Here is a 26,857-nt window from a genome sequence, read left to right as displayed (position 1 = left end):
GTTAAATTGTTTATATTATCAAACTTATTTGAAAATAATTATATTCTATTGTATACCTTCAACAAATAATCGCAATAGGTTTGCTCAAATTTGTAAGAAATTCATATGAAAAAAGCAGGAGAAATTAATTCTCCTGCGTGTTCATATGCTCGAATAACCTGTCATAATCGGCGCGAGTGGCATCCCGAAGACCTTCAACACGTTCATTTGTAATCTCCTGTTTGCCTTCCTTCAAGCCGTCCAAGAAATATTGAACATATTCTTCAGATGAAATGCCCCGGTACGTCAGGCCTTGTTTATCGCGTGATTTTTGGTTTAAGCCCGTGTCCACCATAGGCGGTGCCATTTCAATCACTTCCACGCTCGTGTCGCGGAGCTGGTGTCTGAGCGTAAGCGAGAACGAGTGAAGTGCTGCTTTTGTTGCGCAGTACACCGGATAAACAGCTAACGGGTTAAACGCAAGCCCGGATGTGACCTGAACGATTGCCGCTTCAGGCTGCTTCATCAAATGAGGTGTGAAAAGGGCGGATAAATGGACAGGCGCTTGGAAATTAAGTTCAATTTCATCACCGTCCACAAAAAGATCCTCTGTCCCTTTTTTAAAGTCAATTTCCTTTTGAATGCCGGCGTTGTTGACGAGAACATTCAAGTTCGGATATTCCTTTAAAGCCCATTCATACAATGCTTCCCGCTGCGAACGGTCTGCAACATCACATTGCTTTGTATGGATGTTTGGGAGCTGCTGCTTCGCTTCTGCAAGACGTGCTTCGCTGCGTCCGCAAATGATAACTTCATTGCCGAGCTCCAGCAGGCGCTTGGCCAGTTCAAGCCCGATGCCAGCAGACCCCCCTGTGATTAAAACCGTATTGCCTGTCATCTTCATTGGATGTAACACCTCTTAATTAAGTTGGCTGTGATTCCTTTACTATTTCAAATCTTAGCAGGAAATATGCAGCCGCGTCCTATGAGATGCTCAGGATGAAGTGACTTTTCCGGTTTTATAAAATTCGTCAATTGCTTTATCGACATACACCCAGCCTTTCCAGCCGATGTGAATGGTGTCTTTCATGAAATACGGGTCATATTCATGCCCTGAGAAATCAGCAACCTGGAAGCCCTTCGCTCTGATTTGTTTATTTACCTTTTTGTAATAGTCAGTGCGTCCTTTTTTCGGGAAGCCCGTGTAATCGTACCATTTCCCGTTAACAGGAATGGTGACAAACATAGGCTCTGCGCCCGCATCCTTCAGGATATCGAGCATCATTTCAAAGTCGCCATATTCCGGTGACACCGCATACGATCTTCCTTTGTTTTTCCCTTTCAGCTTAGGCACTTTCGGCTTCAGCTTTTTATAGACAGGGTTGTCGATGTGAAAATCGTTAGAACCGGAGTGGCGTTTGCCCGATTGATCCGCTAGTTTATTCAATTCAGACCATGACTTATCCTTTACTGACTGCGAGATATAGCGCTTTGGCCCGGATGATTCTGTCGTTGAATAATACAGATCTTTCTTTTCCAGCATGCTGTAATACACTTTCGCCGCCGGCTTCAGCGCGTTCACTTTCCACGTCTGGCCGTTTACCATTGCTTTGTACAGCTCAGAAAGAATGGCATCGTTTTGCACAGCCTTAAAGCGAAGCATGCGTTTCATCATTTTCTTTTTAATTTCAGGATCGATCTGATCGTTAAATGCCAAATCAAGCCCTTGCAGCGCAGAATAGTTCGGCGCGAAATGCTGTTCATCAGACCCGCGCTTAATAAACCATTGCGGAGACACGATGAATACGATTTTTTTGCCCTTCAGCTGATCCATATGGGCAGCGAAGTTTAAAGAATGAATCAATGACTGGGATCCGCCTTTGCCGACAAGGTATGGCGTGAATCCCTCATTGTTTACCTGAAAATAATTAGATGGGTGGAACTCGTCCAGCCGAGAAAGCTCAGAAGACCCGTAAATCGGAAGATATGTCGGATCTTTGAGCATCTGATCTTGTAAATATAGCCCTTGAAACATACTCGGATTCAAGGCTGTTGCTGACTCTTTCACACGCTTATCGGTGATGAAGCCTGTCAGCCATGAAGATGGAATTGCGATGGCGCCTGCGAATAGAATAAACGCCAAAATAATTGGACCGAAAAAACGCTTTTTCATTATTTCAACTCAGACAGCTGATTTACAATGTTGTTAGGTGTATTCCAAACGTCCCGGTCAAATTCAGTGATCGGCACTAAAATATCAAAACGGTTTTCAATCGCAAGCAGCAATTCTACTGTTCCAAAAGAATCAAGCAAACCTTCTTCAAAAATTTCAATATCAGGATTTTCCTTTACGATGTCATCCTGGCAAACCTCTGCTAAAACGTCTAATACCTCTTGTTTAAAATCCATAGCTTTCTAATCTCCTTTAATGGTGGTGATGAAATGGTTTTCCTGAGAAAATATAAAACCCGAAGCAAACGAAATGGAATGTGATCACAATAGCGAGAATGGTTGTCCAGCGGTTGGACGGCAGCCATTTATATTTCTTATTCCACTTCTCAAAAAAGTTGTAACATGTCATCAGCACGGCATGATAAAGGCCGTAGATGATATATTGCGGCGCGAGCCCGTGCCAAACCCCCATCAGCATAAACAGCAGGAAATACCCGATGTTTGAGACGGCCATACGGTTTTTGATCCACTTTTTCTTAGTCATCCAAAATACGAATCTCATAAACACATAATCTCTGAACCAAAATGACAGAGACATATGCCAGCGATTCCAGAAATCTTTAATATTTTTACTGATAAACGGTTTATTAAAGTTTTCTGGTGATTTAATGCCCATAATGTAGCTGACCCCGACGGCAAACATCGTGTAGCCGGCGAAATCAAAGAATAAATACATGCTGTAGCCGTACATGTACAGCAGGTTCCCAAGAATCTTATTGTGCGTGATTGCGGGAAGATTCATGATGAAGTACGTATTGATCGCGTAGCCGATAATAAATTTATACAGGAAACCGATGAAGATTTTATGGATTCCCGTATACAACAGGTCGGCGTATTCTTCTTTCGTCCAAGCCTTCTGTTCATCCTTGACGAACCGGCGGTATCTGTCGATCGGGCCGGAGGAAATCGTCGGGAAAAACAGGATGAAATACAGCAGGCGGTGCAATGGCAGCTGTTCTTTCAGCAGTCCGTCTCTTGCTTCCATAATCAGCTGAACGCCTTTAAAGGTTAAATATGAAATCCCTAAAAAGCTGATCAGGTTATGCGGCGGATGATGCGGCTGCGGGTGTGAAAGAAACGGCCATATTTTTGACAGAAATAAAGGCAGAATAGACGCGATAACAGCTCCGCAAAACACAAAGCCGCTGTTCGCTTTCTGCCGGTATGCCAGATAGCCGCTGATCAGGAGCACCTGCCATATTGTAAACAGGCACAGCGCGATGACCCCGTGTAAGTCGTGCGAAAAAATTAAAGCCAATATAATGATAGATATGAACATGTTGTATGCTTGAAATCTTTTTCCGTTTAAGCCGAGAATGATCGTCGGCAGAAGAAGAATGCCAAGCAGTATAAAGAATAAAAACGAGCTGTAAGGCGTCATACAAGAACCTCTTCGCCAATGCGTTTTCGGTCAATTTTGCCGTTAGCCGTCATTTGAATGTGATCCTGATAGATAAATTTTCTCGGGATCATATATGCCGGAAGAGAAGCGGCAAGCTCTTTTTTAATAGCGCTTGTCAGCTGGAATTCCTTCTCGAACTCATGCTCCTCAGGCACAATAGCAGCGATCAGGTACTCAACTGTTCCGTTTGGCTGATAAGGAATCACGACAGCAGAGCGAACGTACTGTGACTGTCTGACATGGAACTCGATTTCCTCCAGCTCCATTCGATAGCCGTGAAGTTTAATCTGAAAATCCAAACGTCCTTGGCAGAAAATCTGACCGTCTTGAATAAAGCCGGCATCGCCAGTTCGGTATGCCCACTGGCCTTCATGAGAGAAAAACGCTTTTTCCGTCAGCTCTGGCTCACCAAGGTAGCCTCGGCTTACACTCGGCCCTGCAATGACGATTTCTCCTTTTTCTCCATCAGGAAGCGGCTGTCCCTCTTCATCCATAATGAAAATGTTCATATCTGGTTTGGCGAAGCCCACTGGAAGCGATTCGCTGCGGCTGATGACGTCATCCGTAATTTCAACCGATGTGACAGCCACTGTCGCTTCAGTCGGGCCGTACGTATTAAAAATCTTCGCTTTCGGAAAACGCTCAAGCAGCGCTTTTGCCACAGAAACCGGAAGAACCTCTCCGCAAAACATAAATGTGTCCGCATGAGGCAGCAGATCCTGTGAAAAACCCGGATCCATCAGGCACATTTGAACAAAGGAAGGTGTTGATGTCCACACATTCAGCCCGGACTTCTTCAGCTCTTCAAATAAGACTTTCGGCTTGTTCACAGCATCCTTTGTCACGCAATGTAAAGTCCCGCCTGATTGAAGGCACGGATATAGGTCCATGACAGACAAATCAAATGAGAACGGTGCTTGGTTTAAAAATATTTTTCCTCCGCTGACTGGAAAGTCTGAACAAATCCAGTCTGTGAAGCTTTGAAGGTTCGCAGCGGAAATCTGCACGCCTTTCGGATTTCCTGTGCTCCCGGAAGTGTAAATGATATAAAACGTCTCGTGTTCTTTGACCCATTGATCTTGGCTGACAGAGCCGCCTTCGTTTTCCAGCAGTTCTTCCGCAGAAACTGTCTGAATCTGCTGGCCGACTGCATCAATTGAGAGTCCTGCTGCATGGATCAGCAATTCTGCTCCAGAGCTTTCGATAATTTTCGCAATCCGTTCGGACGGAATGGACAGGTCAACCGGAATATAAGGATGTCCCGCTTTGACACTTCCCAAGAAGGAAACGATCATGTGCGGCTCCATATGGCCGTACACAAGGATAGGAGATTTCTTTTCCCCAGAAATGCGTTTTTGGATCGCGGCAGCCGCGCGGTCAGACTGCTCCCATAATTCCTGATACGTGAGCGACTGGCCTTGAGAGCGGAAGGCATCGGTTTGCGGATAAGTTTCCGCATGTGTTTGAATAGCATGTAAAAGTTTCATAGTTATTCTCTCTCCAATTAGAAATCGTTATAAATATATGAACCGGTATTCGCGGTGTGAAAACCATACATAAAAAACAAAACAAGCAGTATCATCAAATAAAAGCCTGTATGACATGTCCACTTGACAGCGGGTTTTTCATACAGCTGTTTCATTAATTGCAGCATATCAAAAATTCCCTTCCCGTTTTTTCGACAATCACATGAGTATTTGACGATCAGATGCTCAAAAAGTTTCATTTTTTCCCTAATCTCCCTCAAATTAATATATCGGCGTATGTTTTTGAAAATGAATCTTTATACCTGCAAGGGCAAGAATGGAATGTTTCGAGCTGATTCATAATAAAGGAAAAGATAGCTGGAGTCAAAAGATCTTTTTAACTTTTAAAAAGTGTAATGTACTTAAAAAAATTTTTCTGTACCTGTTCGTTCAAGTGAAAGCAGAAACCTAATGAAATCGGGGCGAGAAGCGTATAATAAGAAAGAAAACGCCTTCTTGCGGTATCTTGTGAAATAGGGGAGAAGTCATTATGATAGATAAGGAAGCAAAAGGAGTTTTTTATTAAGCTGCCGGCTGAAAAAAAGTAAGCCTTTTAATAGAAAGGAAGAGGAAGATGAACCAAACAAATAAGGGTGAGGGTCAGACAGCGCCGCAAAAAGAAAGCATGGGGCAGATCCTTTGGCAGTTAACTCGTCCTCATACGTTAACCGCATCGTTTGTGCCTGTGCTGCTCGGAACCGTTTTGGCGATGTTTTATGTGAAGGTTGATCTGCTGCTGTTTTTGGCTATGCTGTTTTCTTGCCTATGGATCCAGATCGCGACGAACTTATTTAATGAATACTATGATTTTAAACGCGGATTAGATACAGCAGAATCAGTCGGAATCGGAGGGGCAATTGTACGCCACGGAATGAAGCCTAAAACGATTTTGCAATTAGCTCTTGCCTCATACGGGATTGCCATTTTGCTCGGTGTCTATATTTGTGCGAGCAGCAGCTGGTGGCTTGCGCTGATCGGCCTTGTCGGCATGGCGATCGGCTACCTGTATACAGGCGGGCCGCTGCCGATTGCGTACACGCCGTTCGGTGAATTATTCTCAGGCATTTGCATGGGTTCGGTGTTTGTGCTGATTTCGTTTTTCATTCAGACAGATATGATCAACACGCAAAGCATTTTGATTTCCATCCCGATTGCGATTCTTGTCGGCGCGATTAACCTGTCGAACAACATTCGTGATATTGAAGAGGACAAAAAAGGCGGACGCAAAACATTGGCGATTTTGATGGGGCATAAGGGAGCTGTTACTCTGTTAGCTGCGTCGTTTGCCGTCGCTTATATCTGGGTTGTCGGCTTGGTTATTACCGGTGCCGCAAGCCCATGGCTGTTTGTCGTCTTTTTAAGCGTGCCTAAGCCGGTTCAAGCAGTGAAGGGCTTCGTCCAAAAAGAAATGCCGATGAATATGATTGTCGCAATGAAATCAACAGCCCAAACAAATACATTTTTCGGATTCCTGCTCTCGATCGGATTATTGATCAGCTACTTCCGATAATAAAAAAGACCGCTCGTTTCGTGCGGTCTTTTTTTGTTACAATCGACCGCATTTTGTAAAAAAATTCATAGAACCTTGCAGCAGACAGGGACGTCTAGTACATGGACAGCGGATAAAGTTCCGTTAAAGGAGATGACGAAAATGGATTTATCTGTAACACATATGGACGATTTAAAAACAGTAATGGAAGACTGGAAAAATGAATTATTAGTTTATAAATTTGCGCTAGATGCGCTCGATACAAAGTTCTCAATTATTAGCCAGGAATATAACCTCATTCACGGACACAACCCAATTGAACATACAAAATCCCGTGTCAAAAGCTTTGAAAGCATCGTGAATAAGTTAATGAGAAAGGGCTGTGAGATTACGACGAAGGAAATGAAGGAGCATATTCACGACATTGCCGGCGTGCGCATCATCTGTTCCTTTATTTCTGACATTTATAATGTCGTGAATGTGTTGAAGCAGCATGAAGATTTGAGAATCGTAAAGGTAAAGGATTATATCCAGACACCCAAACCGAATGGCTATCGAAGCCTGCATTTAATCATTGAGATGCCTGTGAATTTAACGAACCGTGTGGAATACGTCAAAGCAGAAATTCAAATCCGGACAATCGCGATGGATTTCTGGGCGAGCCTTGAACATAAAATTTATTATAAATTGAACAATGACGTTCCTAAGCAATTAACAGATGAGCTGAAGGAAGCCGCGGAGATTGCCCATTACCTAGATGAGAAAATGCTGGGGATTAAGAAAGAAGTGGATTGATAAACAAAATTTTTTACAAAAGCGAAGCCTGACAGGGTTTCGCTTTTTTGCTTTGCTTGCTAGTACTTTTTATACCAGTATAAACTCACTTCTGTTTCCATGATTGAACCTGCTTTATCATGCATGAAGAAAGGAGGTAAACATGAACCATTCCATTTCATTATCGAGAGGTTTGATTTTTCTTATAGCGGTGACTAGCGGGTTTACGGTAGCTAATGTCTATATCAATCAAACATTGCTTGTCAGCATGGCAGGCACGTTTCATGTGACGCCGGCACAAGCTGGGATGATTGCTACATTGGCGCAGATTGGCTATGCGGCGGGGAACCTTCTGCTTGTTCCATTGGGAGATCTTTTTGAACGCCGCCGCTTAATTGTGAGCCTGCTATTCTTAGTGGGGGTTTGTTCGGCCGCTTCAGCGTTAGCTGTAAGCTTTCCATGGCTAGTCATCACAAATTTATTATTGGGATTCTTCACGATTATTCCTCAAATCCTTGTGCCGTTTGCGGCAGGTTTAGCAAATGACAGGAACAGAGGAAAAGTACTCGGAAACGTAGCTATCGGCTTGGTTTGCGGAATTTTAGGGGCGAGAGTGGTCAGCGGGGCGATAGATGCCCATTATGGCTGGCGGATAATGTATTGGATTGCCTGTGCAGCAGCCGTCATCATTATGTTGATCATTCACTTCTGCTTTCCGAAAAGCAAAGGGACACATGCATTTCATTACGGAAAACTCATTTCTTCTTTATTTCCGCTTTTGATCAAGGAGAAAGTGTTAAGAAAAGCATGTGTAAACCAAGGCTTCATGTTCGGCGCCTTCAGTTTATTTTGGACGACGTTAGTGTTTATGGTGAGTGAACCTCCATTCTCGTTTGGCAGCCAGACTGCCGGAACAATCGGTTTGGTGGGAATTGGCGGGGCTTTTGCAACTCCGCTGATCGGCCGGGTTATTGATCAAAAAGGAGCTGCTTTTTCCAACAAGCTTTGTATGTCTTTTACCTTATTGTCATTTGTTTTATTAATGGCAGGCCAGACTTCATTGATTGTGATTGTATTCGGCGCTTTATTCATCACCATGGGCATTCAGGCGAATCAGGTAGCGTGTCAGGCGGAGATTTTCAAATTGTCGGCTGAAATGAGAAGCAGATTGAATGGCATCTTTATGGTCAGCACGTTTTTAGGCGGCGCCTTGGGATCGTATGCAGGGGGTGCGGTCTGGATGCTGTTTCATTGGAACGGTGTTTGTATCCTGGGGATGATCATGGTCGGTATTGCCTTCAGTTCAAGGATTACCATAAATCGTACTACTAAAAAAGCGATATTGGAAGGGAGATAGAAGCTGATGCGAACAAGTGAATGTTATAAAAAAGGGTTAGATATTCTGAAACAAATTGATGAGGAGAACTATGAAGCGATCGTGGACAATTTTAAACATTCCATCGCTCCGGACCTTGGTGTGCTTGCCGTGGAGTTTAACTACGGTCAGATTTTTTCAAGACCGGGTCTTGATCTGAAATCCAGATTATTAGCAACCGTTGCTGGATTGACTGCATTGGGCAATACCCAGCAGCTAAAATTCTATATTAACGGAGCCCTGAATGTCGGATGGACACAAGAAGAACTCATAGAAGTCATGATGCAGATGATTATTTACTCAGGTTTCCCGAATGCACTGAATACCATTCTTCCTGTGGCCGCTGAAGTATTTGCAGAACGAAACAAATAATATAAAAACCTTCTCCTTTTTATGTAGAATACTAATAGGAAATTCTATGCAGAAGGAGAGTGTGTATGTGGACAGTATGGCAGAAAAACGGAAAGAGCTAGGGGAGTTTTTAAAACTTAAAAGGGCACAGCTTTCTCCGCAAGAGTTTGGATTGCCTATGGGCACCAGAAGGAAAACAACAGGCTTGAGAAGAGAGGAATTAGCCCAGCTGTCCGGTATAGGTGTCACATGGTACACATGGCTGGAGCAGGGAAGGGATATTCGGGTATCGACACAGGTACTGGAAAGCATATCGAGAGTGCTCAAATTGAATTATGAGGAAAAGCGTCATGTCTTTCTGTTGGCTGGCCATCATGTTCCTTTAGATGATCAGGATGAAGATAATAAGAGCCTTCCTCTAGCTGTGCAGCACTTTATTGATCATTTAACCAATTGCCCTGTTTATGTGACTGACGAAAAGTGGGACGTTATTGCTTGGAACACAGCAGCTTGTGCTGTGTTCGGCAATTTTGGCCAAATGGGCAGTAAGGAAAGGAACGCCATATGGCGATGTTTCACCTCGAAGGAGTATCGGGATCTGCTTGACGACTGGGAAAGCCACGCCAAAAAACTTATCGCACAGTTTCGATCGACAGCCAGCCGGTTTCTTGGGGAAGCATGGATAAAAGAGCTGATCGATGAGTTAACTGAAAGAAGCCCCGAATTTAAAAAATGGTGGAACCACCACGAAGTATTAGGCACACACGCAGGAGAAAAAGTACTTCATCACCCGGCAGCCGGAAAAATGGTGATGGAGCATATGACATTACAAATATATGACTCTCCTGATTTGAAACTGACCATTTACCGGCCGTTAGAAAAAGAAAATACAGTTGATAAACTGAAAGCTTTACTTATAGACGGCTAAACAGCTGATCATTATAAAAAAAAGACGGCACCCAAGTGCCGTCTTTTTTTATTTGATATCTTCAAAAATGTCAGTTGCTTTGGCCTTCATTTGTTTCTTAATGGTTTTCGGTTTCTTCTCTTTTTTCACAGCCTCATAGACAGCGGCTGTCACAAGATCGCCTGCTTGCTGGAGGCGTTCTTTGCTGATATGTTCGATCGAGTCTTCAGGGGTATGATACCACGGCTCAACTTCTTCTGTTTCCGGGTCTCCCCAAATAAAGTTGGCGGAATCAATGCCGGCTTCGTGGAATGGCACATGATCAGATGATCCTCCCTGTGTCAGAGACAGGCTGTCAAACCCAATTTTTTCAGCAGCCGTATGGCTGGATTCCCAAACATAGTTAGATTGGCCATCCAATGTGTTGACATACAGCTCAGACGCTTTTTCCCAGCTTGTGCCTACCATATCTAAGTTGAAGTTCACTTTGCTTCGTTTCAGCTCTTTTTCCGATAGATGATGTACATAGTGAGAGGAGCCGAGCAGGCCGAGCTCTTCGGCGCCGAAAGCGATAAAGCGGATTTCTTTATCAGATGGAACGCTTTTTAAGACACGCGCCATCTCCAGCATAACAGAGGTTCCTGAGCCATTGTCATTTGCTCCGGGTGAAAAAGGAACACTGTCGTAATGGGCCGTCACGTACACAATGTCTGGATGTTTGATGTTCTTTGGTTTTTTGATTCCGATGATATTCTGGGAGGTTTGGTTTGTGAATGCTTTTAGTTTTAAGGTGGCTTCTTTTTGCTGGGTAAGTGCTTCACCGTCTTCTTTCTTAATGCCGACGACCGGAATGCCGACTTTATTTCCCGACAGGTTTGGCGTCATAGGCACGAGGCTTTCTTTGTTGTTATAAATGATGACAGCTTTTGCTCCGGCGGCTTCGGCATTTTTGGCTTTCTCGTAATAAGTCAGGTCTCCTCTGGAAATTAAGGCGATTTTGCCCTTGGCGTCAGCGGTAAAGTCCTTTTGATAGCCCAATCCCGCATTGTAAAGCGGGGCCCTCAGTCCTTGTTCCTCAGTCGGAGCTGAGCCGGACGCCGCTTGGAGAAGAATATCGCGTCCTGCTGAAGACAGTGTTCCCTCAAGCCGGTCAGGAATGTTGAATCGTTGAACCTTCACATCAAGCTTTAATTTTCTCATTGATGAGGCGATCAATAGGGCACTCTTTTTTTCAGCTGCAGTTCCGGCTATTCTGGGGCCGATTGCTTCACTTAGCTGAGAAATGGTAGAGTACGCATGTTTTGCTTTGAATGGAAGCTCGCGCTCGCTATTTGATATTTGTACAGCGTGCGCGGCAGGGGTGACACTCTGTGCCGGCAAGAGCAGTGTGCCGGCAGTTAAAACAGCCATCGTCATGACAGTCAAAAGCTTTTTCATCAAAAATAAACCTCCCCTAAATGTATGGTTGGGGAATATTTCGGGATGCTAAAGGAGTTTCCTGCAAGATGGAGAGCGTTTTTGAAAAGACAGTGCTTTATACCTGCAAAAAAACGCTTATGAATGAAGGGTCATAAGCGTTTCGGAATATCAGACTATTGGAGCTTTAAAAACTTGCGTTTGCCGACTTGGATGATCATATTCTCTCTTATCTCTACTTTGGCGTGAACATCTGTTATTTTCTCTCCGTCGATGCGTACACCTCCGTTTTGAATCATGCGGCGCGCCTCGCTCTTCGAAGAGAGGAGCTTCAATGTAACGAGCAGATCGACAATCGCGATTGTTTTCTCGCCTTCCCATTGGACAGACGGAATATCATCAGGAAGGCTGTTTTCCTGAAAGACTGTTTTAAACGAGTGTTCGGCAGCTTCTGCTGCTTTCTCTCCGTGATACATTCGGACGATTGTTTTGGCTAAAAGCATTTTGGCATCACGCGGATGAACTGCGCCGGTTTCTAAGTCTTTCACGAGCTGTTTTTTCTCTTCAAGCTCTAAGTCTGTTGCCAAGTGGATGTATTTTTTCATCAGGCTGTCGGGCAGTGACATCGTTTTTCCATACATGTCGTTTGGATGTTCGTTAATGCCGATGTAGTTGTGTTTCGACTTTGACATTTTTTCGACGCCATCCAAGCCTTCCAAGAGCGGCATAAGGATGACGACTTGTTTTTCTTTGTTGTATCGTTCTTGGAAATGCCGTCCCATGAGGACATTGAAATGCTGATCCGTTCCGCCTAATTCAATATCACTTTCGAGAACGACAGAATCATATCCCTGCATCAATGGGTAAAAGAATTCATGCAGTGAGATTGGTTTTTGCATGGCGATGCGTTCTTCAAAGTCGTCGCGCTCCATCAGGCGGGCTACCGTTATTTTCCCTGCTAATTCAATGACATCTTCCAGATTCAATGTTTTCAGCCATTTTGAGTTATAGTGAAGCTCGACTTTTTCTGGATCAAGCACTTTTCCGAATTGCTCAAAGTAGGTTTTGGCATTGTGCTGAACTTCTTCATCAGTCAGTTGCTTTCTGGCTGCCGATTTTCCCGTCGGATCACCAATTTTTCCTGTGAAATCCCCAATTAACAGCTGGACAATGTGGCCGTTTTCTTGAAATTGGCGAAGCTTATTTAACACAACCGTATGGCCCAAATGTACATCCGGTGCAGACGGATCTAATCCGAGCTTAATTTTAAGCGGCGTGCCCGTGGAAATTGATTTCACGAGCTTTGCCTTTAATTCCTCCGGCGGTATGACTTCGTGGGCGCCTGTCATGTATAGCTGAAGCTGTCTTTCTACCTCTTTTTGCTGTGACGCTGTGAGCTGCTCAAATGTTCTCATCATTTTTCCTCCTTTTTTACAAACACAAAAAAGAGCCCATCCCGATAAGGGACGTGGCTCAATGCACGCGGTACCACCCTGGTTGAAGACATTGTCTTCCGCTCATTCGAATAACGGTTTCCCGTTCTTTGCTACTTTTAAGGTTCACAAAGAAAGCTCGGGGAGGTAATTCACGTTTGCTGTGTGCCGGCTCGCACCTTCCGCCGGCTCTCTGAAACAGGGAGACAAACCGCTACTGGATTCCCGTCAAAGCTTATGTTGTATGAAGATTGTCAGCTACCTTTCTAAGCAGCCCTGTCAATATTTTCTGTTCGTCCTTCGTCATTCCCGCAATGAGCTCTGTTTCCCCTTTGTGAAACTCCGGGTAGAGTTCTTCGATTGCTTGTTTGCCGGAATCGGTGATTGAGACAAACACGAGTCGCCGATCTCTTGTGTCAATGCTTTTACGGCAAAAACTCTTTTTTTCGAGCGTTTTGATCACGTTGCTTGCTGTAGCTGTAGATATCCCTGACAGCTCAGCGATTTTTCTCGTTTCGAGCGCTCCCCATACCCATAGATCATAAAGAATGGAGAAAGCGGTCCAAGAAAGGTTATAGGAAGAAAGAACCTCAGTCTCCATTTTGACACGGAGCCTTTGTGCAGACCGATACAGATTCGTAGCGATCGAAATGGCTTCTAGGTTGAGTGACTCGACGGGCATTTGTTTGAGCTTAGAAAGTGTATCGTGTTCTTCCTTCCGAAGCTGCTGATATTGATGTGAACGTTCCATTTTTTAGGCCTGCCTTAAATTATCAGAATCATTAGCTATGAAACGAATTGTAACAGAGTCTGATGTGAACTTCAAGCCCATATATCGGTTGAATAAAAAAAGCCCAAACAACGCCAAAATAAACAAAAACCCGCAAACGGGGGTGCAGTTTTGCAAAAATATGTTCAATCCGTCTATAAGCATGATCCGTTTCATCTGTTTTCGACAGAGCATGTAGTGACGTTAGCGATTATCGCCCTTTTGGCCATTCTGTTGTTTTTGTTCCAAGAGGGGGTCAAGCAGCCGAGGGCCAGCCGGTTTTTGCGTTCTCTGTTTGTGTTTCTTTTGCTTGGTTCGCAAATCGGCTATCAAATATGGATGGTCGCCACGGGCAGGTGGTCGGTGCGCACTTCATTGCCTCTCCAGCTTAGTGACCTGTCGGTGTATTTGTCAGCTATTATGTTAGTGACAAAAAGCAGAAAGCTGTTTGTGTTTTTGTTTTTTGCCGGCATCGGCAGTTCGATTCAGGCTCTTGCCACTCCTGACCTCGGAATGTTTTCATTTCCGCATATCCGATATATCCTCTTTTTTATTTCTCACGGGTCTGTGTTTTTATCCTGTCTGCTGATGGCTGTGATTGGCACCTACAGAATGGGCCAGCGCTCGTTATGGGTGACAGTCCTGCTTGTTAATGTGTACGGCGTCTGTATTTTCCTGATTGATCGCTGGCTTGGCGCGAATTATATGTATTTGACGAAAAAACCGGGCGGATCCTCTCTCTTAGATGTTCTCGGGCCATGGCCGTGGTATATCGTCTCGGCTGAAGCCATCACAATCGCAAGCTTTTTCATTCTTTATTGGCTTTATCGCATCTTCAAAAAATGACACCTTTTTTGTTGTATCACACATTCTGTTTTAAAAAATGTCGGAGAACGTGTTTATTTTTTTGAAAAAGGGTATGTAACTTGTACAACAAAAAGGGAGATGAATACCATTGAGGAAAGATGAAATCATGCATATCGTATCATGCGCAGATGATAATTATGCTCGTCATTTAGGTGGGATGTTCGTTTCTTTATTGACTAACATGGATCAGGAGAGAGAGGTAAAATTATACGTCATTGATGGCGGAATTAAGCCTGATAACAAAAAAAGACTGGAAGAAACCACTTTGAAATTCGGAGTGCCGATTGAGTTTTTAGAAGTGGATACCAAAATGTATGAACATGCGGTAGAGAGCAGCCATATTACAAAAGCCGCGTATTACCGCATTTCGATTCCCGACTTAATTAAGGATGAAAGCATCAAACGAATGATTTACATCGATTGTGATGCGCTTGTCCTAGAGGATATTTCTAAGCTATGGGACTTAGACATTGCGCCATACACCGTAGCCGCTGTTGAGGATGCGGGGCAGCATGAACGCCTGAAAGAAATGAACGTCACTGATACAGGGAAGTATTTTAACTCAGGTATCATGATTATTGATTTTGAGTCTTGGAGAAAGCAAAACATCACAGAAAAAGTCATCAACTTTATCAATGAACACCCAGACGAAGACTTTCTTGTGCTGCATGACCAAGATGCACTGAATGCGATCTTGTATGATCAGTGGTATGAACTTCATCCGCGCTGGAACGCTCAAACCTATATCATGTTAAAGCTGAAAACCCCATCGACTCTGTTAGGGCGGAAGCAATATAATGAAACAAGAGAAAACCCGGCAATCGTGCACTTCTGCGGCGGAGAAAAGCCTTGGAACTCCAATACAAAACATCCGTATCGCGATGAGTATTTCCATTACATGTCCTATACGAAGTGGAATACGATTGGGAATCCGGCGATCAACCAATAATACAGATATAAAAAAACGCTTTTGAGATGATCAAAAGCGTTTTTTGTTTGTCTCAGCGTGCGACTGACCGTTGGTAGAACCGCTGAATATGCATGGCGATGTAGCACAATTCTTTTTCAGGAAATTCAAAGCCGTATTCCTTCTTCACAAAGGTGCCGATGCTTAGGGCACACAGGAAGGCATCCTTAAACTTCTCTTTAATGATGTCGATCATTTCTGCGTCCAGCTCGTAAATGGATTCGCCTGCTTTGATATGCTGAATGGCAAAGCGGAGATGGGTCACAAGCCGTTCATAAGAGATGGTATCTTCAACGATATTAATAGACAGTTGAATTTCGATAATCTCGATAATATCACGGATCATTGTTGTAATATCAAGCGTTTGTGTCATATCGCCGGCATTGTTTCTTGCTGTGTGAATATGCATGGCGATATTGCCGATTTCATCATCAGGAATGTGAATCCCCAGTTTATCTTTAATCAGTGCTCTGGCCCATAAGCCGATCTGGAACTCCTTCGGATAAAGGACTTTGATTTCATTCAGCAGCGGATTTTTAATGACCATCCCATTGCTCAGGCGTTCAATCGCAAAGGAAAGATGGTCTGAAAAAGCGACATGAATGCGCTCGTTGATTTTGATGTTCAGCTCTTTTTCGGCATGAGAGATAATTTGCTCAGAAATCTGAATGTGGTCTTCAGGCAATGTTTCTAAAATCTCTTCGAACTGCTTATAGTCAGGTGTATCTTTTCTGATAAAGGTTTTTTCTATTTTTGACGGATCGACAATATCATTCTTCTTTTTGTTAAACGCAATTCCTGCACCCAAGAGAATCTTCTCTTCATTTTGATCCTTTACGACGATAGCATTATGATTTAAGATTCTTTTAATTTTCATAGCTTTTTTGTCCTTTCATCCCCCGTTTTATGAATGAAAACGAATAAATCCAGTTATTCTGTCTCTTCTTTAAACCCGAGAAACAATGTAGCTATAAAAGCAGAGACGGCTGCGATCAAAAAACCGATCATATAATGAACAAAATTCGCGGCGCCAAACGGCAGCACAATTGAAATCATCGGAATGCCTGTCAGCCCGTAGGAATTTGCCACAACTTGTACCGCAACCACGTACGCTCCGCCAATAGCACCGCCGATGGCTGCTCCGATAAAGGGACGGATCAGTTTGAGATTTACCCCGAATACAATCGGCTCAACAATGCCTAAAAACGCGGTCAGAGAAGCGGGGAGCGCAATTTTCTTCAGGCTTGATTGTTTCGTTTTGAGGAATACCGCAAGCCCCGCTCCGCCTTGGGCCACATTCGCCATCGACCATATCGGCACTAAAAAGTTGACACCGACATGCGGATTAGCAAGCAGCGTTGCCTCAATTGCATAAAAGCTATGATGCAATCCAGATAGGACGATGGTGGAGTAGATGCCGCCGAAAAGGGCTCCGGCGGCAATGCCGGCGTGATCATAGATATAGACGATCGATTGTGTCATGATCTGGCCGATGATGGACGCGGCGGGATTCATCACAATCAGCGCGAGGCACCCTGTCACCATGACCGTAATAAAGGGAATAATCACGACATCAAGTGACTTCGGCACAATCGATTTTAATAGCTTCTCAATTTTGCTCATGACAAAAACGGAGAGAAGAATCGGTATCATGGAACCCTGATACCCCATCATCGGGATATGAAGCCCCCATATGTCTAAAGAAGACGGGGTTTTGCTGCCGAGCATAGACGGGTCCAGCAGATCAGGATGCGTCAAAAGCCCCGCGATCACTGCCCCTAGGTATGGGTTGCTGCCAAATTGCCGTGCGGCACTGAAGCCGACTAAAATCGGCAGTAAAATAAAGGCTGTGCTGGACACGAGGTCGAGCATTTTAATCCATGGGCTGCCGGCAGCGAACCAGTGAAACACCTTAATCATGCCGATCAGCCCCATGAGCAGGCCGCTTGCTGTTATTGCCGGAATAATCGGCACAAAAATATCGGACAGTGTTTTCGCAAAAGCTGCGGCAGGGTTCAGCTTCCGGCTGGCTTTTTTCTGGTGGACAGGTTCTTCAGAAGGCGCGTTCTCCCATACATGAACGACTTCTTTATATATTTTGTTGACGACGCCTGCTCCGAAGATAATCTGGAAAAGCCCATAACGGAAAAAGGTGCCCTGCACACCTTGCAGGTTCTCAATGGCATGTATATCAATTTTCGTCTCGTCCTTTACATCAAAACGAAGACGGGTCGTACAATGGCTGATGCTGATAATATTGTTTTTTCCTCCTGCGAGCAGCAGTAATTCTTTTGCAATCTCTTTATGCAAGCAATCAAAACCTCCTTTGCTGAAGAAAAGTCGGCTTGTTCATCGTATCAAATGAAAAGTTGACAATCAAAATGAAAAAAGTGAGAAATACCGGCTGAAAATGACAAAAATGCCCGCGTCGACGACGGAGCATGAGAATAGGGGTTGTCCAAGGCGCCGTTATGAGCCCAACACGAAAAGAAGAGTTAAAATGCCCTGCTTTTTAGGCACTAATACTCCCTTTGCATCATTGGGTCTTGCCTGCCTGCCCAGTCACAATCCCGCCATATGTGGTGATAACTGTAATAACGTTCATTTTATGCTGTTCATGGCTGTATAGCAATAGTATGAAAAGCCTGTGAGGCGGATGGGAAAAAGGTTGTGTACGATTTTCTTAGAATGTAAAAAACCTTTAAGACCTGGAATGCAAGTCTTAAAGGTTTTTGGTTACTTTTTCGGTTTGACGGCGTTCAGCCGTTTTTGCAGCTTTGTTTTTTCATTGGATGCTTTTAATTGATTCACTGCAGACTGAGCGGATGTCTTCGATTTCTTTGTTTTGTCTTTTTCCGCTTTCTTCACTTTTGCCTTGGCAGTTTCGACTTTTTTTGCTTCAGCCGCCGCCACCTTTTTCTTCACTTTGTCTAACCGTTTTTGCAATGCCGTTTTGTCCTTGCCTGCTTGAAGCTGATTGACGGCTGATTGTGCTTTTGCCGTATTTGCATCAGTTGATTTCTTTTCGGCCGCAGATACGGATTGCTGCGCCGTCTTCAAATTGGTGCTCTTCACTTTGTTAAGGCGTTTCTGCAGGGACGTTTTTTCTGAACTTGCAGGCAGCTTGCCAATTGCTGATTGTGCGCTGTCCACATCTGTTTTCTTTTTGCTTTTTTCCGCTTTCGCAACTTTGTCTTTCGCTTGCTTTGACGCAATGTAGCGTTTTACTTGGTCTAAGCGTTTTTGAAGGTTCTTTTTGTCTGTTCCGTTTGGCAGCTTGTTGATGGCAGTTTGTGCTGTATCAACGGTTTGCTGTGTTTTATATTTTTCTGCCTTTGCGACTTTGTCTTTCGCATCTTTTACATTTCTGTATGACTGTACTTTATCCAGTCTTTTTTGCAGGGCAGTTTTGGCGTCGGAACCCGGCAGCTGGCTGACGAGTTCTCGCGCTTTGTCGATATCGGTTTGTGCTTTTGTTTGTTCCGCTTTTTTCACCGCTTGCTCTGCTGCCGCGTACGCTGAATCTGTTGCCTGTGCTTTATATTGGATTAAGCCGTAGCCAAATTGCTGATCGCGGCCTGCGGTACCAAGATCAACGATATTTCTCCGCATTTCCTCGCGAAGCTGGACGTTTGTCTCGGCAGGATCACGCTGTTTTAACAAGGCAAACATGGCAGCGGCGTGCGGTGTCGCTTGGGATGTTCCGCTTCCTGTTGCATAATACTGGTTTAAGTAAGTGCTTGTGATGTTTGTCCCCGGCGCTGAAAATTCAACTTCATCTCCAGTTGTTGAGAAGGAGGCAAGCTGATTCTTTTCGTTTGTTGCTGAAACAGCAACGACACTGCTGTATGCCGCCGGATAATTCACTGGCTTGCCGTTTCCGTCGTTACCGCTTGCGGCAACAAGCAGAACACCTTGTTCATATGCTTTGTTCACGGCCTCATGAAGGATTTTGCTGTCTGACGTCGTGCCAAGGCTCATATTGACGATGTCCATCCCGTTTGCGATCGACCAGTCAATTCCTTGGAGAAGACTTTGAAGATCCCCCGAGCCGTTCTGATCAAGCGCTTTAACCGCGTATATTTGTGCTTCCGGTGCGATGCCGTCAATTCCGTAGCCGTTATGCTTGGCTCCGATAATCCCTGCGACATGTGTTCCGTGGCCGTTATCATCTTTGTAAGAAGAGGTATAACTGACAGCTGAATACCCGCCGGCAATCGACAGGTCATCGTGGGGGGAGATCCCGCTGTCAATGACGGCAATTTTGATATTTTTTCCTGTCAGTCCTGCCTTCCAAGCCTGTTTCACCTGAATGGGCTCAAGGTTCCATTGCTCAAAGTTGTCAGAGGTGTCAGTGCCGTCTGACAGCAGTTTGAAATCCGTGCTGTCTGCTGCGGTAAATGATACGTTGTTTTCTACATACAAAATATCAGGATCCTGCTTTAATTCTTTTACTGTCTCCTGGTCTGCTGTGACCGCTACCGCGGGAAGATGCTTATACTGCTGTTCAACATCAGCATCACTATCCAGGATGGTTTCCTTTCCGGCCTTGTTTTTATAAACCACAATAACCTCTTTCTCGCTGCTGTTTTGCGCATGAGCGAGAGGGCCTATGGCGAGAAAACTGAAAAACAGAGTGACTGATACAACAAGTTTGCAAGACATGTTTTTCATGATTAATCTCCTTTTTCTATGATGTTTGATATATATATCGGAGAAAAAAGAGAGATTAATAGATAAAAATTTTTCATAGACAGGATTGTTTGGCAAAATGCAGATTTTTTCCGCAGGAAGAGGAAATTTTCCAAATGAATTTGTAAGCGTTTTCAAAATAAGATAAAGAAAACATTGCGGAGGTTGTTCACAAAGCAATGAGAAAAGGGGGCTTTTAAGATGAGCGCATTCACTCGGGTAATGGAAGAAAAAATAATGCCTGTCGCCGGGAAAATTGCCGGACAGCGGCACCTCAGCGCTTTGCGTGACGGAATTATCCTGACCATGCCGCTGATTATTATCGGGTCTGTCTTCTTGATTTTAACGAGCCTGCCGATTCCGGGGTATGCTGATTTCATGGCGAGTGTGTTTGGGAAGGAGTGGGCTGATAAGCTCGGATATCCCGTCAATGCTTCGTTTGATATTATGGCGATGATCGCCGCTTTCGGGATCGCTTATCGGCTGGCGGAAAGCTATGGTGTTGATGCCCTTTCGGCCGGAGCGATTTCAATTGCCGCATTTCTATTGGCAACGCCGTTTGAGGTGCCGTTTACACCGGATGGCTCAACGGAGTCCATCATGGTAGGGGGCGGAATCCCGATCACGCTGCTTGGCAGCAAGGGCTTATTTGTCGCCATGCTGATCGCCTTGTTTTCAACCGAAATCTATCGGTACATTATTCAAAAAAATATCGTCTTCAAAATGCCAGACGGTGTGCCGCCTGCGGTAAGCAAATCATTTGTCGCGCTGATTCCCGGCTTTATCATTGTGCTTCTCGTATGGCTGGCGCGTCTTCTGATTGAAATGACACCTTTTCAGAGTCTGCACAATGTCGTAGGAGACCTGCTTGGCACACCGCTTTCCATCCTTGGCGGCAGTCTCGGCGGAAGCCTGATTGCTGAATTTGTACAGATGCTGCTTTGGTCGTGCGGGATTCACGGGGCTTCCATCATTGGCGGAATCATGGCGCCGATTTGGTACGGCGCGATGGATGCCAACCGTCTCGCCTTCCAAGCGGGCGAGGCGCTGCCGAGTATTTTTACGACTCAGTTTTTTCAAATTTGGATCAATGTCGGCGGGAGCGGAGCGACACTGGCGCTTGTCCTGACGATGCTTGTCCGATCTCGCAGCAAACAAATGAAGCAGCTTGGCCGATTAGGGATTGGGCCCGCGCTTTTTAATATCAACGAGCCGATCATTTTCGGCATGCCGATTGTCATGAATCCGCTCCTTATTGTCCCATTTATCATCGCACCGCTCCTCACGATTACCGCGACTTATATCGGCATGAGCACCGGGCTGGTGGCAAGACCGGCCGGAATCGCGGTGCCATGGACGATGCCGCCGCTCATATCAGGTTACCTGGCGACAGGCGGAAAGGTGTCGGGCGCCGTTATGCAGCTGGTAAATCTGCTGATCACCTGTGCCATCTACTATCCGTTTTTCAGAATATGGGATCATCAAAAATGGCGGGAAGAGAGTGCGGTTGAATCTGGGGATAAAAATGTGATGTGATAGATGATCAGCCTGTCATAGGCTGATCATCTTCTTTCAAATGAAAGGGAATGTTAGAATATGTAAAGGAGGTGCGCATGCTAGATTATATATGGTTCGATGACGAATCACCGATCTTACAACAAATACCTGTTGAATACTCATCAGCTGCTCTTATTTTTTCTCCTTTTATCCAAATGCCTGAAGGATGGGAGAATGCAAAAAGAAAACATGATTACGAGCATATTTATCCAAACGATGATGAAATCAGAGAAAAAGGCAAGGCTGTTTCCTGGAAGAAGGTTATGTCTTCTTGCGGCTTTCAAACACATGCTGAGCTGGCGCTGGCTTTAATGACGTCGATAGGCGCTTTAAGGGACGAGTTCGCGAGAGAGGATTTGGCTGAGGTGTTACATGAAAACATAAATGGAGACCTCTATTATCCCAGTGAGGATCATATTTCAAATTTTCATATTCCGAGTTTGGTAAAGGTGTTAGGTGCGAACGGATCCAATCGGTTTTATTACGCAGAACCGATTGTGGAAAACCGTGGCGTTTTGGACATAACTGAGGCCAACTTGCGGACGGTTCTTGATGAAGCCGCAGCAGAGCTCGTTTTGACTGATGAGAAAATGGACTTTGTGTTTATGAGTGTATATGACTCATTCATTAATGTCTTCTTAGCAAAAGATAAAAACATCAATGACCTGGTTCAGCGTATGGGCTGGGAATCTATGATTTGCGATGAGTCAACGTATATCAGTTGGTATAGATAAAAAAAGAACGTACATCACAAAATGTACGTTCTTTTTTTTTATCGCTGAAAGAACTCAATCCACTCACCGTCAGGGCCTTCGATATAGAAATAACGGTATCCGTTTGGAAGTGTTGTGATCTCCTCGTCGATAAATTTTGCGTTCATTTTTTCCGCTTTTGTATATTCAGCCGCGATGTCATCAGTCAGCAGGGCAATGTGGTGCACTTTTCCTTCAGCGGGAAGCTCGCTGCTGTAGCCTTGAATCAGTTCAATTTCTGTTTCCGGGCCGTCTTCAAAGCCAAGAAATGCAAGCTCGATTACACCGTTCGTGTGTGTGATGCGATCCTTCAATTTCATGCCGAGTACCTCTTCATAAAATGTGATGGACGCGTTAATATCTCTTACCATGATGCCTGTATGGTCAATTCGTTTTGGCATGCTGCTCCTCCTCGAAACTCTTTTTGTCTATCGTAGAAAAACCTTTCATTTCTGTCAATGCAGACATCTTGGCGTTTTGTGGTACGATAAGAGAAAGCAAACGGAAAGAGGACGACATATATGAAGCTACTCACCCTAAAAAAAGCACACGCTGCCAAAATCAAAAAAGGCTATCCCCTTATTGAAAAAGAAGCTCTCGCAGGGAGTGCGGGGCACATGAAAGAAGGAGACCTCGTTGATATCGTGTCTGAGAGCGGCGAGTTTCTCGCGCGGGGCTATTACGGCCTGCAAAACAAAGGGGTCGGCTGGACGCTTACCCGCAATAAACATGAACAGGTTGACCAGGCATTTTTTCTCACCAAATTAATAAAAGCGGCCCAAGCGCGCGCCAAACTATTTGAGGCTCAAGATACAACAGCTTTCCGCCTGTTCAACGGTGAGGGCGACGGTGTCGGCGGCGTCACCATCGACTATTATGACGGCTACCTGCTGATTCAATGGTACAGCAAGGGAATTTACATCTTTAAAGACATGCTGATTTCCGCATTGGATGAGATGGATCTTGATTATAAAGCGATTTACGAGAAGAAACGCTTCGACACGGCTGGACAATACGTTGAAGATGATGACTTCGTGAAAGGGAGAAGGGGCGAGTTCCCGATCATCATCCAAGAGAATGGCATTCAATACGCGGTGGATCTGAATGAAGGCGCCATGACGGGCATCTTTTTGGATCAGAGACATGTGCGCAAGGCGATCAGAGACCGCTATGCAAAAGGGAAAACCGTTTTAAATACGTTTTCTTATACGGGTGCATTCTCCGTGGCAGCGGCGCTTGGCGGAGCGGAGAAAACAACAAGCGTTGACGTGGCAAACCGAAGCCTGGCCAAAACGATCGAGCAATTCAGCGTGAACAAGCTGGATTACGAAGCGCACGACATTAAAGTGATGGACGTGTTTAACTATTTTTCATATGCTGCAAAAAAGGATTTGCGCTTTGATCTGATTATTCTCGATCCGCCTTCCTTTGCGCGCACAAAAAAACGCACCTTCAGCGCGGCCAAGGATTATAAAAACCTGCTGAAGGAAACGATCGCCATCACTGCTGACAAGGGTGTCATTGTTGCCTCTACAAACAGCAGCGCCTTTGGCATGAAGAAATTCAAAGGCTTTATCGATGCCGCATTTAAAGAAACAAACGAACGCTACACCATCATTGAGGAATTTACGCTGCCGGAGGATTTCAAAACGATTTCGGCATTTCCGGAAGGCAACTACCTGAAAGTGGTCCTTCTGCAGAAAAAATAATGAAAAAGCTGCCCTGTTCAGGGGCAGCTTTTTTTATGTAGAAATGATCTGCTGGACGCGGCCGATGCGGCCATCTTCAAGACGGACTTTAATGCCATGCGGATGAAAGCTTGATTTCGTCAAAATATCCTTCACTGTCCCTCTCGTCAGTTTTCCTGTTTTTTGATCTGCTTTCAATACAATATCAACCTGCAACCCTTTCGAAATGCTGTTTCGCTCTTGCCCGTTCATAACGCACATCCTTTCTTTTGTTCATTATAGTCATTATGGTTTAAAAGTAACAGCCGGCTGATGAAGTGTATGTTTGTTTTTTTCAGCCTTCATTAAATATAATGTCAGGCCAAAGCCTGCTATGCTCAGAATACCGAAAAGCAAGTAGACCGCGAAAATCGACACGTAGTCAAAAATGTACCCGCCTGCAAATGTGCAGAACCAGTTGCCGAACCCGTTGCCAATGGCGGCGTACATGGTCAGCGCCGTCGCTTCAACGTGTCTTGGGGTAATCTTTTTCACATATTGAAGCGCCGCCGGGATAAATAAACCGATGGCCACTCCCTGAAGAAAGACCGTCGCATAAATGATCCATAGTGAAGGCGCCGTGAAATAGAGCGCCCACCTGAATAATGAGACTCCGCCTGACAGCATAATGACGTTGAGCAGCCCCATTTTATCTATAAATGTTTGGGCAAACCGCATAAATGGTATTTCTGAAATCACGCCGATGAAAAATAAAATGCCGATAGCGGAGAGAGATGCGCCGCTTTTGTCCAGAAAAAGACTGAAATACGTATTGTTCGCTAAGTTTGGAGCAAATGTCGTAAAGGTGATGATCATAAAGATGAGGAAGGTTTTGTTGCTGATAAGCTCCCGGAATCCTTTGCGGATATTGACCTTTGTTTTCGTTTTTTGCTGGCCCGGCATTTGAGAAGCCAATATGGCGGCAATGCACAGAAAGGCACAGCCAAAGATAAAGATCACGTGAATGGGGTACAGCTGGTTCGTCACCTGTCCCATGGCAAACACCGCGACGCCGAAGCCGAGAGAGCCAAACAGGCGGATTCCGCCGTAGTTGCCGTTTGTTTCTTGTGTGTACCTTAGTGAAATGCTGTCCGAAAGTGGAATAATCGTGCTTTGAAAGGCTGCAAAACAGGCCGCAATCAAAATAAACAGAGGGAAACTGTCAAATGCAATATAGGCTAATCCAATGATGCCTGTGATTGATGTGCAAACCGCCAGCAAACCTTTCGTTTTTTGCGTATAGTCGCTCAGCATGCCCCAAAACGGCTGAAAGAAAATCATCACAATCGGGCCCAGTGACATGATCAAGCCGACCTGTGATCCGCTTAAATGCTGTTCCTTCGTTAAATACATACTGAGTAAGGGAATCATGCTGCCCGTACCGAGAAAAGCAAACAAATAAAATCCTTTTAACGCGGCATAATGCCGTCTCACCTGCAAGTTGTGCATCAGGGTGCCTCCTTTGGTATCCACAAATACATTATATTGGAATTCGTCAGCTTTTCAATAAGGGGAAGCACATAAAAAAAACTGCCCTCGAGAGGACAGTTTTTTACATAAATGAAAGCAAAAATGGCGCCGCGCAAAGCGTCATAATCGCAGCTAAGATCATCGATACGCTTGAAATTGTGCCGGACACAGAGCTGAGCTCAAATGCTTTTGACGTTCCCGCTCCGTGTGCGCTTGTGCCAAGCAGCACGCCCCGCGCGATTTCGTTATCAATGCGGAAGTAACGGATGACCATCGGGCCGATCACTGTGCCGAGCAAAGCGGTTAAAATCACAAACACGGCTGTGACGGCAGGCATTCCGCCGATCATTTCAGATACGTTCATCGCGATCGGCGTTGTCACTGATCTCGGGACGAGGCTGTCAATTAAGCCGGTGCCGAGGTGAAGCCATTTCGCAATAAGAGCGGTAGAAATAATCGCGATGCATGAACCGACGGCCACATTCAAAATAATTTCCACTGCGTATTTCTTTAAAACAGGGAAATATTTATATAGCGGGATCGCGAATGCCACGGTGGCCGGCTGTAGCATATCGGTCAGCAATCCGCCGCCGAGATTATAGGACTCGTACGGGACATTCACCAGCAGCAGCAGACCGACTAACACAGCGGGCGTCACCAATAGCGGCGACGTATAAACACGCGGAAAGCGTTGATATACCTTTTTTGCTCCTAAATACACCAAAACCGTTAAAAACAAACTTACAATTCCGATGAACACGTATGCTTTTTCTCCTTTCTCTTTGCAATGAGTTGTGTAAGCGTTCCTGTAGACACCATCACGACAAACGTGCTGATGATGACAACAAGCAGAATGCTGACACCAAATTTCGACATAATGTCTCCGTATTCAATCACTCCGACGGCAGACGGGATAAAAAATAAAAGCAGCTCCCCGAGAAGCCACGCTGCACCAAGCTCTATCCATTCAAGCTTGATAATGTTAAAGTGCAATAATGTGAAAAGAATCACAATCCCTATTATACTGCCGGGAATATTTATATGAAGAAGGGCTGTCACCCAATTAATCAGCCGAGCAAATATAAATAACAGAGCGATTTGAATAACGGTTAGCAACAGTTTTTTCATATTGATGCCTCCCTTATATACTTATTGTACATAAGGTCTCGCTA

Annotated in this window: 28 protein-coding genes and 1 other annotated feature; of the genes, 11 read left to right on the top strand and 17 right to left on the bottom strand. The window is 44.8% G+C overall.

The window, feature by feature from the left end; all coding sequences use genetic code 11:
• Nucleotides 1–124 precede the first annotated feature (124 nt).
• The 6 genes from CW370_RS12465 to CW370_RS12440 form a co-directional block, all read right to left on the bottom strand.
• Nucleotides 125–883, bottom strand: coding sequence for an SDR family oxidoreductase (locus tag CW370_RS12465; protein WP_015714939.1), 759 nt, complete (start codon nt 881–883; stop codon nt 125–127).
• A 90-nt stretch (nt 884–973) separates the two neighbouring features.
• Nucleotides 974–2,152: a D-alanyl-lipoteichoic acid biosynthesis protein DltD gene (gene dltD, locus CW370_RS12460; protein ID WP_003227323.1), complete on the bottom strand. Its 1,179-nt coding sequence runs from the start codon at nt 2,150–2,152 to the stop codon at nt 974–976.
• The gene (gene dltC / locus CW370_RS12455; protein ID WP_003227325.1) at nt 2,152–2,388 is read right to left on the bottom strand and encodes a D-alanine--poly(phosphoribitol) ligase subunit DltC; all 237 of its coding nucleotides are present in this window, start codon (nt 2,386–2,388) and stop codon (nt 2,152–2,154) included. Before dltC ends, dltD begins: the two co-directional genes overlap by 1 nt.
• A 16-nt stretch (nt 2,389–2,404) precedes the next feature.
• Nucleotides 2,405–3,592, bottom strand: a complete 1,188-nt coding sequence (gene dltB, locus CW370_RS12450) for a D-alanyl-lipoteichoic acid biosynthesis protein DltB (RefSeq protein ID WP_003227327.1) — start codon at nt 3,590–3,592, stop codon at nt 2,405–2,407.
• The gene (gene dltA, locus CW370_RS12445) at nt 3,589–5,100 is read right to left on the bottom strand and encodes a D-alanine--poly(phosphoribitol) ligase subunit DltA (RefSeq protein ID WP_101169663.1); all 1,512 of its coding nucleotides are present in this window, start codon (nt 5,098–5,100) and stop codon (nt 3,589–3,591) included. Before dltA ends, dltB begins: the two co-directional genes overlap by 4 nt.
• A 17-nt stretch (nt 5,101–5,117) precedes the next feature.
• Entirely contained in the window at nt 5,118–5,267 is a 150-nt protein-coding gene (locus CW370_RS12440; protein ID WP_003227330.1) for a teichoic acid D-Ala incorporation-associated protein DltX, read from the bottom strand.
• 149 nt (nt 5,268–5,416) lie between these two features.
• On the opposite strand from CW370_RS12440, the gene CW370_RS21275 reads away from it, so the two are divergent.
• From CW370_RS21275 to CW370_RS12410, 6 genes are all read left to right on the top strand, one after another.
• Entirely contained in the window at nt 5,417–5,551 is a 135-nt protein-coding gene (locus CW370_RS21275; protein ID WP_021480955.1) for a hypothetical protein, read from the top strand.
• Nucleotides 5,552–5,713: 162 nt separating this feature from the next.
• Entirely contained in the window at nt 5,714–6,649 is a 936-nt protein-coding gene (locus CW370_RS12430) for a 1,4-dihydroxy-2-naphthoate polyprenyltransferase (RefSeq protein ID WP_015250916.1), read from the top strand.
• A gap of 141 nt (nt 6,650–6,790) precedes the next feature.
• Nucleotides 6,791–7,423, top strand: a complete 633-nt coding sequence (gene ywaC, locus CW370_RS12425; protein ID WP_003244564.1) for a GTP pyrophosphokinase YwaC — start codon at nt 6,791–6,793, stop codon at nt 7,421–7,423.
• Between the two features lie 142 nt (nt 7,424–7,565).
• Nucleotides 7,566–8,759: an MFS transporter gene (locus CW370_RS12420; protein WP_029946271.1), complete on the top strand. Its 1,194-nt coding sequence runs from the start codon at nt 7,566–7,568 to the stop codon at nt 8,757–8,759.
• A gap of 6 nt (nt 8,760–8,765) precedes the next feature.
• On the top strand, nt 8,766–9,149 hold the full coding sequence (locus CW370_RS12415) for a carboxymuconolactone decarboxylase family protein (RefSeq protein WP_024572547.1): 384 nt from the start codon (nt 8,766–8,768) through the stop codon (nt 9,147–9,149).
• 67 nt (nt 9,150–9,216) lie between these two features.
• Complete coding sequence (locus tag CW370_RS12410; RefSeq protein ID WP_024572548.1) at nt 9,217–10,056, top strand: helix-turn-helix transcriptional regulator; 840 nt, start codon at nt 9,217–9,219, stop codon at nt 10,054–10,056.
• A gap of 48 nt (nt 10,057–10,104) precedes the next feature.
• Here CW370_RS12410 and ywaD read toward each other — a convergent pair whose 3' ends face one another.
• The 3 genes from ywaD to ywaE form a co-directional block, all read right to left on the bottom strand.
• Entirely contained in the window at nt 10,105–11,472 is a 1,368-nt protein-coding gene (gene ywaD, locus CW370_RS12405; RefSeq protein WP_029946269.1) for an aminopeptidase YwaD, read from the bottom strand.
• Nucleotides 11,473–11,627: 155 nt separating this feature from the next.
• Nucleotides 11,628–12,869 carry a tyrosine--tRNA ligase gene (gene tyrS, locus CW370_RS12400; protein ID WP_080262636.1) on the bottom strand — a complete coding sequence of 414 codons (1,242 nt, stop codon included), beginning with the start codon at nt 12,867–12,869 and terminating at the stop codon, nt 11,628–11,630.
• A 41-nt stretch (nt 12,870–12,910) separates the two neighbouring features.
• Nucleotides 12,911–13,125 (bottom strand) — a binding site (T-box leader).
• Nucleotides 13,120–13,635 carry a tyrZ transcriptional regulator YwaE gene (gene ywaE, locus CW370_RS12395; RefSeq protein ID WP_024572601.1) on the bottom strand — a complete coding sequence of 172 codons (516 nt, stop codon included), beginning with the start codon at nt 13,633–13,635 and terminating at the stop codon, nt 13,120–13,122. It overlaps the preceding feature by 6 nt.
• A gap of 150 nt (nt 13,636–13,785) precedes the next feature.
• On the opposite strand from ywaE, the gene CW370_RS12390 reads away from it, so the two are divergent.
• Both CW370_RS12390 and CW370_RS12385 read left to right on the top strand, forming a co-directional pair.
• Entirely contained in the window at nt 13,786–14,499 is a 714-nt protein-coding gene (locus tag CW370_RS12390) for a YwaF family protein (protein ID WP_024572602.1), read from the top strand.
• A gap of 109 nt (nt 14,500–14,608) precedes the next feature.
• The gene (locus tag CW370_RS12385; RefSeq protein WP_015714932.1) at nt 14,609–15,469 is read left to right on the top strand and encodes a glycosyltransferase family 8 protein; all 861 of its coding nucleotides are present in this window, start codon (nt 14,609–14,611) and stop codon (nt 15,467–15,469) included.
• 52 nt (nt 15,470–15,521) lie between these two features.
• On the opposite strand, the gene sacY is transcribed toward CW370_RS12385, so the two are convergent.
• The 3 genes from sacY to epr all read right to left on the bottom strand — a co-directional run bounded on the left by sacY (nt 15,522) and on the right by epr (nt 20,161).
• Nucleotides 15,522–16,364: a transcription antiterminator SacY gene (gene sacY, locus CW370_RS12380; protein WP_003244589.1), complete on the bottom strand. Its 843-nt coding sequence runs from the start codon at nt 16,362–16,364 to the stop codon at nt 15,522–15,524.
• Between the two features lie 53 nt (nt 16,365–16,417).
• The gene (gene sacX, locus CW370_RS12375) at nt 16,418–17,797 is read right to left on the bottom strand and encodes a SacY negative regulator SacX (RefSeq protein ID WP_024572918.1); all 1,380 of its coding nucleotides are present in this window, start codon (nt 17,795–17,797) and stop codon (nt 16,418–16,420) included.
• A 426-nt stretch (nt 17,798–18,223) separates the two neighbouring features.
• Nucleotides 18,224–20,161: a minor protease Epr gene (gene epr, locus CW370_RS12370; RefSeq protein ID WP_024572917.1), complete on the bottom strand. Its 1,938-nt coding sequence runs from the start codon at nt 20,159–20,161 to the stop codon at nt 18,224–18,226.
• Between the two features lie 219 nt (nt 20,162–20,380).
• On the opposite strand from epr, the gene celB reads away from it, so the two are divergent.
• Nucleotides 20,381–21,715 carry a PTS cellobiose transporter subunit IIC gene (celB, locus tag CW370_RS12365; protein ID WP_029946268.1) on the top strand — a complete coding sequence of 445 codons (1,335 nt, stop codon included), beginning with the start codon at nt 20,381–20,383 and terminating at the stop codon, nt 21,713–21,715.
• Nucleotides 21,716–21,792: 77 nt separating this feature from the next.
• Nucleotides 21,793–22,470, top strand: coding sequence for a DUF2711 domain-containing protein (locus CW370_RS12360; RefSeq protein WP_024571771.1), 678 nt, complete (start codon nt 21,793–21,795; stop codon nt 22,468–22,470).
• A 38-nt stretch (nt 22,471–22,508) separates the two neighbouring features.
• Here the strand turns inward: CW370_RS12360 and glxA are convergent, their stop codons facing one another.
• Nucleotides 22,509–22,889 carry a glyoxalase GlxA gene (gene glxA / locus CW370_RS12355; RefSeq protein WP_003227362.1) on the bottom strand — a complete coding sequence of 127 codons (381 nt, stop codon included), beginning with the start codon at nt 22,887–22,889 and terminating at the stop codon, nt 22,509–22,511.
• A 120-nt stretch (nt 22,890–23,009) separates the two neighbouring features.
• Between glxA and CW370_RS12350 the strand changes: the two genes are divergently transcribed.
• Nucleotides 23,010–24,197 (top strand): class I SAM-dependent rRNA methyltransferase, encoded by a 1,188-nt coding sequence (locus tag CW370_RS12350; RefSeq protein ID WP_024571772.1) that lies wholly within the window; start codon nt 23,010–23,012, stop codon nt 24,195–24,197.
• Nucleotides 24,198–24,230: 33 nt separating this feature from the next.
• Here the strand turns inward: CW370_RS12350 and CW370_RS12345 are convergent, their stop codons facing one another.
• From CW370_RS12345 to CW370_RS12330, 4 genes are all read right to left on the bottom strand, one after another.
• The gene (locus CW370_RS12345; protein ID WP_015385004.1) at nt 24,231–24,428 is read right to left on the bottom strand and encodes a YwbE family protein; all 198 of its coding nucleotides are present in this window, start codon (nt 24,426–24,428) and stop codon (nt 24,231–24,233) included.
• A 33-nt stretch (nt 24,429–24,461) separates the two neighbouring features.
• Nucleotides 24,462–25,664 carry an MFS transporter gene (locus CW370_RS12340; RefSeq protein WP_015250930.1) on the bottom strand — a complete coding sequence of 401 codons (1,203 nt, stop codon included), beginning with the start codon at nt 25,662–25,664 and terminating at the stop codon, nt 24,462–24,464.
• Between the two features lie 103 nt (nt 25,665–25,767).
• Nucleotides 25,768–26,445, bottom strand: a complete 678-nt coding sequence (locus CW370_RS12335) for a CidB/LrgB family autolysis modulator (RefSeq protein WP_003227371.1) — start codon at nt 26,443–26,445, stop codon at nt 25,768–25,770.
• Nucleotides 26,427–26,813, bottom strand: coding sequence for a CidA/LrgA family holin-like protein (locus CW370_RS12330; protein ID WP_003227375.1), 387 nt, complete (start codon nt 26,811–26,813; stop codon nt 26,427–26,429). The genes CW370_RS12335 and CW370_RS12330 overlap by 19 nt, the downstream gene beginning before the upstream one ends.
• Nucleotides 26,814–26,857 lie beyond the last annotated feature (44 nt).

It is taken from the genome of Bacillus sp. SN32, assembly GCF_002837495.1.
Taxonomy (GTDB): domain Bacteria; phylum Bacillota; class Bacilli; order Bacillales; family Bacillaceae; genus Bacillus; species Bacillus subtilis.
Note: the sequence above shows the minus strand (reverse complement) of the source record. Positions and strands in the feature narration are given on the sequence as shown.

What these genes read in the sequence shown, in the direction of transcription:
- dltC (WP_003227325.1), bottom strand. Translation starts at nt 2,388, where the DNA reads ATGGATTTTAAACAAGAGGTATTAGACGTTTTAGCAGAGGTTTGCCAG.
- glxA (WP_003227362.1), bottom strand. Translation starts at nt 22,889, where the DNA reads ATGCCAAAACGAATTGACCATACAGGCATCATGGTAAGAGATATTAAC.
- CW370_RS12350 (WP_024571772.1), top strand. Translation starts at nt 23,010, where the DNA reads ATGAAGCTACTCACCCTAAAAAAAGCACACGCTGCCAAAATCAAAAAA.
- CW370_RS12330 (WP_003227375.1), bottom strand. Translation starts at nt 26,813, where the DNA reads ATGAAAAAACTGTTGCTAACCGTTATTCAAATCGCTCTGTTATTTATA.
- ywaE (WP_024572601.1), bottom strand. Translation starts at nt 13,635, where the DNA reads ATGGAACGTTCACATCAATATCAGCAGCTTCGGAAGGAAGAACACGAT.
- CW370_RS12465 (WP_015714939.1), bottom strand. Translation starts at nt 883, where the DNA reads ATGAAGATGACAGGCAATACGGTTTTAATCACAGGGGGGTCTGCTGGC.
- ywaD (WP_029946269.1), bottom strand. Translation starts at nt 11,472, where the DNA reads ATGAAAAAGCTTTTGACTGTCATGACGATGGCTGTTTTAACTGCCGGC.
- tyrS (WP_080262636.1), bottom strand. Translation starts at nt 12,869, where the DNA reads ATGATGAGAACATTTGAGCAGCTCACAGCGTCACAGCAAAAAGAGGTA.
- sacY (WP_003244589.1), bottom strand. Translation starts at nt 16,364, where the DNA reads ATGAAAATTAAAAGAATCTTAAATCATAATGCTATCGTCGTAAAGGAT.
- CW370_RS12360 (WP_024571771.1), top strand. Translation starts at nt 21,793, where the DNA reads ATGCTAGATTATATATGGTTCGATGACGAATCACCGATCTTACAACAA.
- CW370_RS12340 (WP_015250930.1), bottom strand. Translation starts at nt 25,664, where the DNA reads ATGCACAACTTGCAGGTGAGACGGCATTATGCCGCGTTAAAAGGATTT.
- CW370_RS12415 (WP_024572547.1), top strand. Translation starts at nt 8,766, where the DNA reads ATGCGAACAAGTGAATGTTATAAAAAAGGGTTAGATATTCTGAAACAA.
- dltD (WP_003227323.1), bottom strand. Translation starts at nt 2,152, where the DNA reads ATGAAAAAGCGTTTTTTCGGTCCAATTATTTTGGCGTTTATTCTATTC.
- CW370_RS21275 (WP_021480955.1), top strand. Translation starts at nt 5,417, where the DNA reads ATGGAATGTTTCGAGCTGATTCATAATAAAGGAAAAGATAGCTGGAGT.
- dltB (WP_003227327.1), bottom strand. Translation starts at nt 3,592, where the DNA reads ATGACGCCTTACAGCTCGTTTTTATTCTTTATACTGCTTGGCATTCTT.
- epr (WP_024572917.1), bottom strand. Translation starts at nt 20,161, where the DNA reads ATGAAAAACATGTCTTGCAAACTTGTTGTATCAGTCACTCTGTTTTTC.
- CW370_RS12420 (WP_029946271.1), top strand. Translation starts at nt 7,566, where the DNA reads ATGAACCATTCCATTTCATTATCGAGAGGTTTGATTTTTCTTATAGCG.
- CW370_RS12430 (WP_015250916.1), top strand. Translation starts at nt 5,714, where the DNA reads ATGAACCAAACAAATAAGGGTGAGGGTCAGACAGCGCCGCAAAAAGAA.
- dltA (WP_101169663.1), bottom strand. Translation starts at nt 5,100, where the DNA reads ATGAAACTTTTACATGCTATTCAAACACATGCGGAAACTTATCCGCAA.
- celB (WP_029946268.1), top strand. Translation starts at nt 20,381, where the DNA reads ATGAGCGCATTCACTCGGGTAATGGAAGAAAAAATAATGCCTGTCGCC.
- CW370_RS12440 (WP_003227330.1), bottom strand. Translation starts at nt 5,267, where the DNA reads ATGCTGCAATTAATGAAACAGCTGTATGAAAAACCCGCTGTCAAGTGG.
- ywaC (WP_003244564.1), top strand. Translation starts at nt 6,791, where the DNA reads ATGGATTTATCTGTAACACATATGGACGATTTAAAAACAGTAATGGAA.
- CW370_RS12345 (WP_015385004.1), bottom strand. Translation starts at nt 24,428, where the DNA reads ATGAACGGGCAAGAGCGAAACAGCATTTCGAAAGGGTTGCAGGTTGAT.